Below are 11641 nucleotides of genomic sequence, written 5' to 3'. Positions count from 1 at the left end.
CCCGGGGGCGGGCCCGGGCCGGTGCGCGGTACACCCCCCGGCCGCGGGCCCCCGCCACCGTGATCTTCGCCCGCCTGACCATGCGCCTAACCAGCCGTCTTCGGCGCCGAAATCAAGACCGCAACGAAAAGCGCCCGCCGTTCGCACGGCGGGCGCCTGGTGGTGTAGGGCTGCCGGCTACTCGGCGGCGATGGAGATCGCCTTGGCGCTCCGGTCCTTGAAGTTGATCTCCTGGAGATACTTGATCCCCTCCTCGGCGATGTCGTCGCCGACCATCTTGTCGCCCTCGGCCTTCAGCTCCTCCATGTCGACATAGGTGGCGTAGAAGGACCGGGTCCGGTCGGTGATCAGGCCGGCGTTCAGCAGGGTCTTGATGAGCACGCGGAAGATGTTGGTCTGGCTCTTCAGGCGCTCACGACGACGGTCATCGTTCTGGATCAGCACAACCATCTCGGCGCGAACCCGGTCGGGATCGAGGCCGAAGTCGGCGTATACGCCGGCCTGCTGGTTGGGCGAACCCATGTTGAACAGTAGGGACTGGAAGCAGTGGGCGGCCCAGTCCTCCACCATCTCGCGCTCATCCTGGGTCATCTTCGGGATGGTGCGGTCAGCCCAGATCTTGCCGAACTTGTGGTGGAACGCCTCATCGGTCATCACCAACTGGAACAGCTTCTTGGCGAGGGGGTCGCGGTTGAACTGGAAGCCGGCGGCGAAGGCGCCCATGGCCAGACCTTCCACCAGCATCTGCATGCCGATGATCTTCTTGTAGACCTCCGGCGCCTCGATGATGTCGACCAGAAGCTGCTTCAGCACCGCGCCGCAGGGCCGCGGACGGCCCCAGCGGGCCTTGATGTATTTGGCGAAGGCCGTGACGTGGCGGGCTTCCTCGCGGGTCTGGTTGGCGGCGTACTCCTGCGCGCCCTGGTCCTTCAGCACGTGGCAGAGGCTGGCCGAAAGGTTCAGCGCGCCCTGCTCGCCGTGCAGGATCGAAGAGAAGTTCCACAAGGCCATCTCGTTGATGAACTTGGCCTTCTGGCCGGTCTTTTCCAGGTGGTCGAGGACATAGGGCACGCCCAGCGACATGATCTGGTCGTCGGGCAGCAGGGCCTCGTTCTCCATGTCCCACGGGGCGGAGAAGTCGATGTACTTCGGATCGAGGGGATCCCAGAAGTGGTCGTGGGTCGCTGAGATGATCTTGTCGAACGCCGTCGAGCGGGCGTTGTAACGATCGAGTTCCAGCATGGACTCGAAGTCGTTGGGCGCCACCGCGTCATACATGACGTCTTTGGTGATATTGCCGTCGGCCATTCTGGTTCCTCCCGGTACAGCAACACCGAGCGAATGCGGGTGAACGGCGTTTGGATAGAGTGGTCAGTCCCGGCGGAACAGCACTTCCAGGCCCTGGATCACGTCCTCCATCAGCGGGGTCTGAGCCCCCTCCTCGCCCGCAAGAGTCATGGAGGCCGCGCCGTGGCCGCAGGCCCAGACGGCCAGGGCCACCTTGTGCACCTGTTCCTCGGAGCGATCGTGCTGGCTGGCGGCGTGGCCGATGACCTGCTTCAGCACTTCAAAGGCGCGGTCTCGGGCGGCGCTGACCTCCGGCTCCGCCAGGATCTGTGGGTCGAACATCAGGCCGTAGACGCCGGGCTGGCTCCGCGCGAATCCGAAATAGGCCAGCGCCGAGGCGCGGATCGGCGCGCCTCGCGGCGCGGTCTCCGCGGCTTGGCTGAGCGCCGCCTCAAGCTCGCCGAAGCCTTCCGCCGCCAGGCCCGCCAGCAACGCGTTCTTGCTGGCGTAGTGGTGGTAGACCGAGCCGGCCGCGATTCCGGCCCGGCCAGCCAGGGCCCGCAGGTTGAGCTTGGCCAACCCGCCTTCGCGCAACAGCGTGCGCGCCTCGTCCAGCAGCTGGATGCGTAGATTGCCCACATGATAGCCGCGCCGGCGGCCCGCTTCGGCGTCAGCCCAAGGCATCAGGCGGCCTCGCCATGGCTGGGGCCGGCCAGATCGCAGACGAGGCCCGGCAGGAAGGCGAAGGGCCAGGCCACCAGGGCCAGATTGGGCAGGAACCAGCTTGGATCGAACTCCCGCAGGATCGCCCAGTAGCCAACGGCCATCAGGCCCGCCACCACGGTCAACGTCAGGGAGATCAGGGCCAGCGGCCGCCACGTGGGATCACCTCTGCGCGAGGCCCGCACAGCCAACAGCCCGGTGATCGAGAAGGCGACGTCCAGTGGGAGGAACGACCAGTTCCAGGCCACCACCCGAGGGCTGTCGTAGCCAGCGTACATCAGCTCAGGGGGGATCGCGATGACGCCCGTCTGGCTCAGCAGGGCCAGCGACCAATAGGTCAGGAACAGGAGATCGGTGATCGCCAGGCATAGGGCGAGGCTGCGGCTCATGGTCCAGGCTCCGGCCAATGACAGGTCGCATTGTCCACCGCGTCGAGGGCCGTTGTCGAGACCCGCCCCGCGTCAAACTAACCGTTGATAAGGTAAAATCGCGCCGCTAGCCTTTGGGCGAGCGCCGACGCGAGGGGACATCGATGACCGCCGACTACAAGGTCGCCATCCTGGGCGCTGGCTTCGCGGGCCTCTGCATGGCCCTCCGGCTCAAGGCCCGCGGAGAAACCTCCTTCGTCGTTCTGGAGAAGGCGAACGAGGTCGGCGGCACCTGGCGGGAGAACACCTATCCCGGCTGCGGCTGCGACATCCCCAGCCACCTCTATTCCTATTCCTTCGAGCCCAATCCCGACTGGCCGGAGGTCTATTCGGCCCAGCCTGACATCCTGGCCTACATCAAGGGCGTCGCCGAAAAGCATGGCCTTTACAACCACCTGCGGTTCAATTCTGAGGTTGTGGGCGCGACCTGGGACGAGACTGCCGGCCTCTGGCGGATTCGCACCGTCGACGGCGGGACGGTGACCGCCGAGGCCTTCGTCACCGCCTGGGGACAACTCAACCGCCCCAAGCTGCCACCCATTCCGGGCCGCGACAGCTTCGCTGGCCCGGCCTTCCACTCCGCCCATTGGGACGCCTCCGTCGATCTGGCCGGCAAGCGGGTCGTGGTGACCGGTAACGGCGCCAGCGCCATCCAGTTCGTGCCCGAGGTGGCCAAGGTCGCCGGACAACTCACGCTCTTCCAGCGCTCGCCCAACTGGATCGTCCCGCGCATGAGCCGGCCCTACACCCCGGACGAAAGGGCCAACTTCCGCGCCGCGCCGCAGTCGATGCAGGCGATCCGCGACGAGATCTTCGAGATGGCCGAAGCCCGGCTGGCGGCGAAGCGCGCCGGGACCCTGCCGGTCGAGGAGGTCCCCATCCCGCTGGCCCACTTGCACGCCCAGGTCGCCGACCTCGACCTGCGCGCCAAGCTCACCCCGGACTACGAGGTCGGCTGCAAGCGCGTGCTGATCTCCAATGACTTCTACCCCGCCCTCACCCGGCCCAATGTCGAACTGGTGGTCGAGACCATCGATCACATGACGCCCCAGGGCGTGGTCGACGCCACAGGCCGGTTGCACGAAGCCGACGTGGTCATCTACGCCACGGGGTTCGAGACCAAGTCCTTCGCCGGCGAGACGGCGATCACGGGCATCGCCGGCCAAACCCTGGCCACGGCCTGGGCGAACGGTCCGGAGGCCTATCTGGGTATCAGCGTCGCCGGTTTCCCCAATCTTTTCATGCTATACGGGCCAAACACCAACCTCGGACACAACTCGATCATCTATATGATCGAGGCCCAGGTGGACTACGTGCTGCAGGCCTTGGCGCTCGGCGCGCCGATCAGCGTCAAGGCCGAAGTCATGGCCGACTACAACGCCCGCCTCCAAGATGATCTCGCCGTTACACCATGGGCTGGAAGCTGCACCAGCTGGTACAAAACCCCCGACGGCAAGATCCTCAACAACTGGCCCGGCACCGCACGGGCCTACGCCGAGGCGGTCGCGAAGTTCGACGCCGGCGCCTATGAAGTCACGAAGTTGACCCAACCGGCGGAGTAGTCGGACCCGCTAGATTCGGGATTACGCCTTCGCCGCGGCGATTAGCGCGTGCGCGATCTGCGATAGCGTCCGCGTGGCGTCTCCGCCAGCCAGGATTTGCGAGCTGACGAACGCTCCGTTGATGACCACCGACAGCTCAGTCGCGACGTCATCGGGCCGGGCGACCTGCAACCGCTCGGCTATGACCCGCAAGCGACGGCGCAGTTCCTCCTTATGTGTTCGCGCCACCACGCGGGCGGGATGGTCCTCGTCCGGAAACTCGGCGGCGACGTTGAGTTGGGGACAGCCGCGATAATTGGGCCGCCCGACCCGCGCTCCGATCCAGGCGAGGTGCGCCTCCAGTTCGGCCGCGCCATCCTGCTCGTTGCGCGCGGCAACGCGATCCCAGCACGCCCAGAAATCCTCGTCCTCCCGCTGCAAGTACGCGGCGATCAGATCGTCTTTGGTTCGAAAATGCCGATAGAGGCTCGTCTTGGCGACCCCGGCCGCCTCGACGACCACGTCGACGCCGACGGCGCGGACTCCCCGGCGGTAGAAGAGATCGGAGGCGGTGGTCAGGATCCGCTCCCGCACATCGGCCTGTGTTTCCGCGGCCGCTCCGATGCTCTCCTGCCTCATCGCCATGCGCCGCACTCCTTGTCGGGTGAAGGCTATCAGACCTCGACTTGACGCGCTACAGACCTGTCTGTAGCAAATCAAACAGACCGGTCTGTAGCGCGAGGAAACATGAACGACCGCATATCAAGCCCCTCGGCTGTCCAGCCCACGGTCGCCGTCTATGGCGCGACCGGCCACACCGGTCGCTTCGTCATCGCCGAGCTGTCGCGACGCGGCCTCGGAGTTGTCGCCATCGGCCGCAACGCGGCAGGCATGGCGGCGGCCGACCTCCCGGCTGCGGTCAGGCGAGAGGTCGCCGCCATCGACGACCCTGCCTCGCTGGCCCGCGCCTTGACCGGCGCGGCCGCGGTCATCAACTGCGCCGGCCCGTTTCTCGACACCGCCGAGCTCCTGGTCGCCGCGGCGCTGCACGCGGCCATCCCCTATTTCGACGTGACGGCGGAGCAAGCCAGCGCGCAGGCGATCTTCGAGCGGTACGACAGCGCCGCGGAAGAGGCCGGCGTCGTCGTCATCCCCGCCATGAGCTTCTACGGCGGGCTGAGCGACTTGTTGACGACCGCCGCAATGGGCGACTGGACCGACGCCGATGAGGTTCGCCTCGGCATCGCGCTGGATAGCTGGCGGCCGACCGGAGGGACACGCCTGACCGGGCAGCGCAATACGGCGCCGCGCGTGACGATCACCGACGGCGAGCTGGCGCGCCTGCCCGATCCGGCGCCGAGCGCCGTCTGGTCGTTCGCCGAACCCTTCGGCGCGCAGGAGATGGTCGAGATGCCCTTCACCGAGGCGATCCTGATCCGACGGCACCTCCAAGTGTCCGAGCTCCACACCTATCTGAACCTGACGCCGCTGCGCGATCTCCGCAACGCGGCCACCGCGCCCCCGGTCGCGGCCGACCCGTCCGGGCGCTCGTCGCAGACCTTCAGAGTCGAGGTCGAGGTTCGCAGAGCGAGCACGGTGCGCCGGGCAAGCGCCCAGGGACAGGACATCTACGCCGTCACGGCGCCGATGGTGGTCGAAGCTGTCGTGAGGGTCCTGGGCGGCGCGACCGCCCGGGGCGGTGTCTTCGCGCCGGGCGCGCTCTTTGACGCGGAGAGTTTCTTGGCGGCGCTCGCCCCGGATATCCTCGCGGGAACGCAGGGGGCTTAAGCCGCCTTCGACGCCGCCCTGGCGTCCAGCACGTCCTGCAACGCGTCGTACAGCCGCCCGACCTCGATCGGCTTGGCCACGAAACCGTCCATGCCGATGGCCGTATACTCAGCCACCTGATGCGCCATGGCGTTGGCGGTGAGCGCGATGATCGGTGTGCGCGGACGACCTTCGGCGGCCTCACGCGCCCGGATGATCGCAGTGGCGGTGGGACCGTCCATCTCCGGCATCTGGACGTCCATCAGGATCGCGTCCCAGGCCTCGAGGCTCCACGCCTCGACAGCCTGCGCGCCGTTCTCGACGATGAACGGATCAATGCCGATCTGCTGCAGGATGGTCCTCAGCACCAGTTGATTGACGGCGTTGTCCTCGGCGGCCAGGACGCGCAGCGGCGCGGCGTCGATCTCGCCGTGCGGCGTGGTCTCGGTGGGCGACGGCGGCGGAGCCGGCAGCGGAACGCTGTCGCCGATGCGCGCCAGCGGCAGGGTGACGAAGAAGGTGGCGCCCTGGTCGGGGACGCTGGTCGCATCGACCGCCCCGCCCATCAGGCTGGCGAGTTCGCGGCAAATGGCCAGGCCCAGCCCCGTGCCGCCATACCGGCGCGTCGTGGAGGCGTCGGCCTGTTCGAACTTCTGGAAGAGGCTCGCAAGCCGCTCGGGGGGGATGCCTATGCCGGTGTCGGCGACCGACAGCTTCAGGACGCCGTCTTGCCGATCCACCCTCACCCGCACCTCGCCGGTCTCGGTGAACTTCAGGGCGTTGGAGACCAGATTGTAGAGGATCTGCCGGACGCGGGTGGAGTCGCCCAGATAGACTCCGCGGGCCGCCGGCGCGATGGTCAGGTCGAAGGACAGGCCCTTCTTGTTGGCGATGGCCGTGAAGGCCGCGTGCGCGCCGCGCGCCAGCTCGGCCACATCGAACTCGGCCTCATCCAACTCGAACTTCCCCGCCTCGATCTTCGAGAGGTCCAAGACGTCGTTGAGAATGGCCAGCAGCGTCTCTCCGGACTCGCGGATCACGTCCAGCCGGTCGCGCTGGCGTTCCGGAAGCTCGTCGCGCGCCATGGCCTGCGCCATGCCCAGCACACCATTGAGCGGGGTGCGGATCTCGTGGCTCATGGTGGCCAGGAAGGTCGACTTGGCGCGGTTGGCCGTCTCGGCGTCTTCCTTGGCCTGCAGCAGCGCGCGCTCCGCGGCCTTGCGTTCGGTGATGTTCTGGATAGCGCCGATCAGGCGATGAGGCTGACCCTTGTCGTCCAGGATAAGGCGCGAGGCGCCCTGGACCCAGACTTCCCTGTCGTCGCCGCGGATCACCCGGTACTCCGGCCGATAGGGCACGCCCTCGCTCAGATGCCGATCCCACGCCTCGACGACGCCCATGCGGTCTCGGGGATCGATCGTCCCAAAGATGTCTCGATAGAGCTCCTCATAGGTCTTCGGTTCTGTGAAGAAGGTGTCCTCACAACCTGTCTTGATCAGTTCCCGCCGCTGCCAGTCCACCTCGAAGACGTGCAGTTCGGCGATCTCCATCGCCAGGGTCAGCCGCTCTTCGGATCGTATGGCCTCATCCAGCGCCTCGACCATGCCGGTGATATCGAGGCTGACGGCGACCATGCCGCCAACCTCGCCGCGCGCGTTCCACCACGGGGCCAGTTCGATCTGGGTCCAGACAGGCCTGCCCTCGGCGGAGGCTCCGGGGAAGCGTTCGTTGCGGACCGTCTCGCCCGAGAGGCACCGCGCATAGCTGTCGCGCCACGTTTCCGCCCAAGGCGAAACCTCGTAAAGAGACCGGCCGATGACCTGGTCGACATCATAGCCAATCCGGCGCGCCCAGGCGGGGTTGCAGCAGATGATCTTCAGATCGCGATCGGTCAGCACGACCGTTCCAGGCAGTGCGCCGAAGATCGCGCTCATGGTCGCCGAGAGTTCGTCGCGGTCGCGCTGGCTTTGCTCGTGCGCCCGCATGGCCTGCGCGCGATCCCATTCGTCGGCGACGGTGTCGGCCAAGTCAGCGAGCCGGTTGGCCAGGCCCTGATCGAACGCCCGCGGCTCCAGACCCGTCACACCGATCACGCCGGCGCAGCCGCCGTCGGCCAACAGGATGGGAGCGCCGGCGCAGAAGCGCACATAGGGCGGTCCCGCGACGATGGGGTCATCCCGGAAGCGGGGATCCACGGAGGAGTCAGAGATCCACAACAGCTCGCCACTCTTGAGGATCAAGTCGACCATCAACGGCCGACCGGGATTGATGCGGCCCTCCGGGTCGCGATTGCTCCAGCAGGCGTCGCCGCTGACCAGCACGATACGCGCGTCGACGGCGCCGAACAGGGTTCGAGCCAGGCGCGTCGCGCGGTCACAGACCGCCTGGGAGATATCCAGGCCGAATGGACGCAGGTCTGCTTCTGCGGTCGCCCCCGCCTCGCCCGACATCCGTACTCCCCGTTTTCTTATTCTGTCTCACGGAGAATCTAGGGTCGGCGATCAAGGTTAAGTTCCGATTTAGACGGCTCGGTACGATCCGCGTCTTAAGCGCGCGCGCGAACCGTCGCCTTCGGCCAGGACCATTCGGCGAACTCGGACGGATGGACGAACTCGGGACGGAACCACGGGCGTTCGCGGGCGTCGAAGATCGAAGCTAGCCACTCGGCCACCCGCGCCACCCGCGCCGACTTCATCGCCTCCCGGTGATGGCAGAGCCACAGGGTCGGCGACGCCAGAGGCGGGATATCCAGCATGACCAGATCCGGAGCGAGCGGCACGATCGCCGTGGGGATCGTGCCAATACCCGCTCCGCGCTGAATGGCCTGGAGCATCGCCGTCGACGAATTGAGCACGAGCGCGGGAGCGGCCAGTTCCATGAACGCGTTCGTCTTCGCGTCCCAGCGATCACGCGCTTGTGCGGCGTGGTAGACGAACCTATGCCCGGCCGCCGCATCCAGCCGCGTGGGCGCCCCATACGTATCCAGGTACCCCCGTGAAGCGAATAGCGCGTAGTGGAGCGTCGCCAGGGGCCTTGCTGTCATATCAGCGCCAGCGGCGGCGTCGCTGAGTTGGATTGACAGATCGACGTGACCATCCACCGGCGTGTCGGGGTGGAAACCACAGTCGAGGGCCAGCCGGATCGCCGGATGCTCGCGCATGAAGTCGGCGATCTCCGGCCCAAGGACATAGCCCCCGATACCTTCCGGCACCGCGATGGTGACTTCTCCCGCGTTCGGATTCTCGGCGTCGAGCACCAGCCGCTCGATGTCGCCAAACGCCCGCTGCATGGTGAAAGCACGGTCAAACACCAGTTCGCCCGCGCGGGTCAGCGTCACGCCACGCAGGCCGCGGTTGAACAGCCGCGCGCCCAGTCGGGTCTCCAGATCATCGACGCGGCGGGTGATCGTAGGTTGGGTGGTGCGCAGACGCCGGGCGGCGGCTCCGAAGCTGCCGGTCTCCGCGGCGGCGACGAAGGCCTTGATGTCATCCCAATCCGCGCCGCTAGCGCCCCGACCATCCATCGATACTCCCGTCATACCCGTTGGGCTCTCATACGGACTTCGTGGCTGCCAGGTTGGCGGCGCGCACCCTAAGGCATGATAGCTTCGCAACGATCGGGCGTCGACAATGCCAGTCAATCGACTGCTGCACGCAAGACAGGCCATGGCGGGGCTTGGCCTTCGCCTGGCCACTGGCGAAGACATCGCAGAGGCCCACGCCTTGGCGGCCCACATGGTCGGACCGGCCATCGCCTCCCTCGAAGTCATGCTTCGCGTCCAGGCGCACACCGGCTGCACGTGCTTCGCAATGCGCTCGGCCGAGGGACGCCTGATAGGCGCGCTCGCCGTCATTCCGCTCTCGGCCAGGGCTGGTCCCAGCCTCGCGCGCGGCGATTTCGACGGCCTTTCGCCCCCGGACGCCATGCTGGCCGGGCCGGGCGACGCGGCCAGCGCCTTCTATGGGTGGGGCATGGCGGGGCTGACACCACGCAGCAGGGCTGCCGTCGTCTGCGGCGCCATGAGGCTCCAACGCGAGATCTACGGCGACCTGCCCTTCTATGCCCGCGCCGCGACGTCGGAGGGCGAGCGGGTGCTTCACGATCGCATGGGCGCGCGCGCTCATGTCGGCGGCCTGGTCTCGGCGGCGCCTTGGCGCACCGATGGTGCTTCCGCCCTGGGAAAGGCCGCCTGATGAACGCCAATGTCCGCCTGCCGCTGGAGGCGCGCGCCACGTCGCTGGTCGACGACGCTGACTTGGAAGTCACGGTTTGCCGAACGCTCAACGACCTGATGCAGGCCATGGCGGTTCGCAGCCTGGTCTATATGGGCGAACAGGCCTGCCCCTACGACGAGGAGTTCGACGGCAACGACTTCGCAGGCGCGACCCATCTGCTCCTGCGCCGTGACGGCGAGCCCATCGGCACGCTGCGGGTGCGCTGGTTCGCCGACTTCGCCAAGGTCGAGCGGGTGGCCGTGCGGCGCGAACACCGCGGGGGCCGCGCCACGCTGATGCTGATCCTGGCCGCCAAGCGGCTGGCGGAGAAGAAGAACTACCGCAAGATCTTGGGCTACGGGCAAGTCCGCCTCATCCCCTTCTGGCAGCAGTACTTCAACGCCCATGTCCGCGAAGACCGCGAGGGCTTCGTGGTCTCCGACCACGACTATGTGGAGATGATCGTCGAGGGGGCGCCGCCCTCCGACGCCCTCACCCTCGACAGCTCCGCGCTGGAGTTGCTGCGTCCCGAAGGCGCGTGGGGCGAGGCCGGCGTACTGGACCGATCGACCGCCCGCCCCGCGGCCAATTATGGGGCCGGGCGGCCATGAGGGCTGGACCTTCCGTCCTGGTCTGCCTCGATCTCCAGCGTGGGCGCCTGGCCGGGCTCATCGGCGCCGAGAACGTCGAGAGCGCTCTCGTGACCTGCCGCCATGTGCTGGACCAGGCCCGCCGTCGGCGCTGGCCCGTGCTTCATGTCCATCGGCGTGAGCCGACGCTGGAGGGCGGTCGGCCCATCGCCGGCCTGGAGCCCCTGCCCAGCGAACCCATCTACCTGCGCAACGGACCGTCGGCCTTTTCCCACCGCGCCTTCAGCCAGGCCGTCGAGGCCTACGGCGGCCCGCTCGTCCTGATCGGCTTTTCCCTGTGCGACAGCGTGCTGGCGACGGCCTTCGCCGCCGTCGATCGCGATCTGGCGGTCGAGGTGGTGAGCGACGGCGTCCCCATCGGCGGCCGCGATGATCACCTGTTGCGCCTGGCGATGGCCGCCCCGCTGGCGTCCCTTTCGCCAATGGCCCGCATCATCGATTCCCGTGAGCTTTTCGTAGAGGACGCCGCGGCGCTGGCCGCGGCAAACGCCCCATGACCTTCAAGATTCCCCCTGAGCGTCTCAATCGGCCGGCGCGGGCGCCGACCGGCCACGCGAGCACCTCGGCCCATTGCGACGAGACGGAACAGTTGTTGCAGATGGCCAGCCTGCTGGGCCCACGCGACCTGACTGCCTTATCATGCATCATCCAACGGGCCGGTGAGATATGCGAGAGTCACGGCGAGGAAACCGCGCTCGCCGTCCTCGATCAGATCGACGCCATCCTTCGAGATCGCGCGCCGAACGCTTGAATTCCCGCCACAGCTGAATATTAACTCTGCGCTGCGGCGCAACGTCCACTTCACCATAAAGGTGTAGCGGCTCAGCTACACGCCGTGTCAAATAACGGTGCGCGCGAGCCATGCGCCGCGATGAGGACGTTTCGGTGAACGAGAACGGCGACGACCAAGGTCCAGACCCGATCGACGTGGCGGTGGGCCACCGTATTCGGGTTCGACGCAAGTGGCTGGGCATCTCGCAATCGACCCTGGCGGACCACCTGGGGGTCAGTTTCCAGCAGGTCCAGAAGTA

Annotated in this window: 12 protein-coding genes; 6 read left to right on the top strand and 6 right to left on the bottom strand. The window is 67.1% G+C overall.

Features of this window, described 5'->3' with window-relative positions; genetic code table 11:
- Positions 1-177 precede the first annotated feature (177 nt).
- The 3 genes from RMO04_RS02820 to RMO04_RS02810 form a co-directional block, all read right to left on the bottom strand.
- Positions 178-1308, bottom strand: coding sequence for a ferritin-like domain-containing protein (locus RMO04_RS02820; protein WP_309643279.1), 1131 nt, complete (start codon positions 1306-1308; stop codon positions 178-180).
- Positions 1309-1371: 63 nt separating this feature from the next.
- Positions 1372-1971 (bottom strand): TetR/AcrR family transcriptional regulator, encoded by a 600-nt coding sequence (locus tag RMO04_RS02815; protein WP_309643278.1) that lies wholly within the window; start codon positions 1969-1971, stop codon positions 1372-1374.
- On the bottom strand, positions 1971-2399 hold the full coding sequence (locus tag RMO04_RS02810) for a DUF5360 family protein (RefSeq protein WP_309643277.1): 429 nt from the start codon (positions 2397-2399) through the stop codon (positions 1971-1973). Before RMO04_RS02810 ends, RMO04_RS02815 begins: the two co-directional genes overlap by 1 nt.
- Before the next feature lie 143 nt (positions 2400-2542).
- Between RMO04_RS02810 and RMO04_RS02805 the strand changes: the two genes are divergently transcribed.
- On the top strand, positions 2543-4000 hold the full coding sequence (locus tag RMO04_RS02805; protein WP_309643276.1) for an NAD(P)/FAD-dependent oxidoreductase: 1458 nt from the start codon (positions 2543-2545) through the stop codon (positions 3998-4000).
- 21 nt (positions 4001-4021) lie between these two features.
- Here the strand turns inward: RMO04_RS02805 and RMO04_RS02800 are convergent, their stop codons facing one another.
- The gene (locus RMO04_RS02800; protein ID WP_309643275.1) at positions 4022-4624 is read right to left on the bottom strand and encodes a TetR/AcrR family transcriptional regulator; all 603 of its coding nucleotides are present in this window, start codon (positions 4622-4624) and stop codon (positions 4022-4024) included.
- A gap of 102 nt (positions 4625-4726) precedes the next feature.
- Between RMO04_RS02800 and RMO04_RS02795 the strand changes: the two genes are divergently transcribed.
- Positions 4727-5767, top strand: coding sequence for a saccharopine dehydrogenase NADP-binding domain-containing protein (locus RMO04_RS02795; protein ID WP_309643274.1), 1041 nt, complete (start codon positions 4727-4729; stop codon positions 5765-5767).
- Here the strand turns inward: RMO04_RS02795 and RMO04_RS02790 are convergent.
- Both RMO04_RS02790 and RMO04_RS02785 read right to left on the bottom strand, forming a co-directional pair.
- Positions 5764-8196, bottom strand: a complete 2433-nt coding sequence (locus RMO04_RS02790) for an ATP-binding protein (RefSeq protein WP_309643273.1) — start codon at positions 8194-8196, stop codon at positions 5764-5766. The two genes, RMO04_RS02795 and RMO04_RS02790, sit on opposite strands and share 4 nt — an antisense overlap.
- A 95-nt stretch (positions 8197-8291) precedes the next feature.
- Entirely contained in the window at positions 8292-9386 is a 1095-nt protein-coding gene (locus RMO04_RS02785) for a LysR family transcriptional regulator (protein WP_309643272.1), read from the bottom strand.
- Between RMO04_RS02785 and RMO04_RS02780 the strand changes: the two genes are divergently transcribed.
- Genes RMO04_RS02780 through RMO04_RS02765 form a run of 4 tightly spaced genes read left to right on the top strand, consistent with a single transcriptional unit; the run spans position 9376 to position 11361 of the window.
- Positions 9376-9939 carry a hypothetical protein gene (locus tag RMO04_RS02780; protein WP_309643271.1) on the top strand — a complete coding sequence of 188 codons (564 nt, stop codon included), beginning with the start codon at positions 9376-9378 and terminating at the stop codon, positions 9937-9939. The two genes, RMO04_RS02785 and RMO04_RS02780, sit on opposite strands and share 11 nt — an antisense overlap.
- Positions 9939-10571 carry a GNAT family N-acetyltransferase gene (locus RMO04_RS02775; protein WP_309643270.1) on the top strand — a complete coding sequence of 211 codons (633 nt, stop codon included), beginning with the start codon at positions 9939-9941 and terminating at the stop codon, positions 10569-10571. Before RMO04_RS02780 ends, RMO04_RS02775 begins: the two co-directional genes overlap by 1 nt.
- On the top strand, positions 10568-11107 hold the full coding sequence (locus RMO04_RS02770) for an isochorismatase family protein (protein ID WP_309643269.1): 540 nt from the start codon (positions 10568-10570) through the stop codon (positions 11105-11107). Before RMO04_RS02775 ends, RMO04_RS02770 begins: the two co-directional genes overlap by 4 nt.
- Positions 11104-11361, top strand: coding sequence for a hypothetical protein (locus tag RMO04_RS02765; protein ID WP_309643268.1), 258 nt, complete (start codon positions 11104-11106; stop codon positions 11359-11361). Before RMO04_RS02770 ends, RMO04_RS02765 begins: the two co-directional genes overlap by 4 nt.
- Positions 11362-11641 lie beyond the last annotated feature (280 nt).

Source organism: Phenylobacterium sp. (assembly GCF_031412415.1).
Taxonomy (GTDB): Bacteria; Pseudomonadota; Alphaproteobacteria; order Caulobacterales; family Caulobacteraceae; genus Phenylobacterium.
This window is presented reverse-complemented; position numbering and strand designations above follow the sequence as displayed.

Coding starts and splice junctions, on each gene's coding strand:
- RMO04_RS02765 (WP_309643268.1), top strand. CDS start 11,104: ATGACCTTCAAGATTCCCCCTGAGCGTCTCAATCGGCCGGCGCGGGCG.
- RMO04_RS02805 (WP_309643276.1), top strand. CDS start 2,543: ATGACCGCCGACTACAAGGTCGCCATCCTGGGCGCTGGCTTCGCGGGC.
- RMO04_RS02820 (WP_309643279.1), bottom strand. CDS start 1,308: ATGGCCGACGGCAATATCACCAAAGACGTCATGTATGACGCGGTGGCG.
- RMO04_RS02780 (WP_309643271.1), top strand. CDS start 9,376: ATGCCAGTCAATCGACTGCTGCACGCAAGACAGGCCATGGCGGGGCTT.
- RMO04_RS02800 (WP_309643275.1), bottom strand. CDS start 4,624: ATGGCGATGAGGCAGGAGAGCATCGGAGCGGCCGCGGAAACACAGGCC.
- RMO04_RS02795 (WP_309643274.1), top strand. CDS start 4,727: ATGAACGACCGCATATCAAGCCCCTCGGCTGTCCAGCCCACGGTCGCC.
- RMO04_RS02810 (WP_309643277.1), bottom strand. CDS start 2,399: ATGAGCCGCAGCCTCGCCCTATGCCTGGCGATCACCGATCTCCTGTTC.
- RMO04_RS02790 (WP_309643273.1), bottom strand. CDS start 8,196: ATGTCGGGCGAGGCGGGGGCGACCGCAGAAGCAGACCTGCGTCCATTC.
- RMO04_RS02815 (WP_309643278.1), bottom strand. CDS start 1,971: ATGCCTTGGGCTGACGCCGAAGCGGGCCGCCGGCGCGGCTATCATGTG.
- RMO04_RS02770 (WP_309643269.1), top strand. CDS start 10,568: ATGAGGGCTGGACCTTCCGTCCTGGTCTGCCTCGATCTCCAGCGTGGG.
- RMO04_RS02775 (WP_309643270.1), top strand. CDS start 9,939: ATGAACGCCAATGTCCGCCTGCCGCTGGAGGCGCGCGCCACGTCGCTG.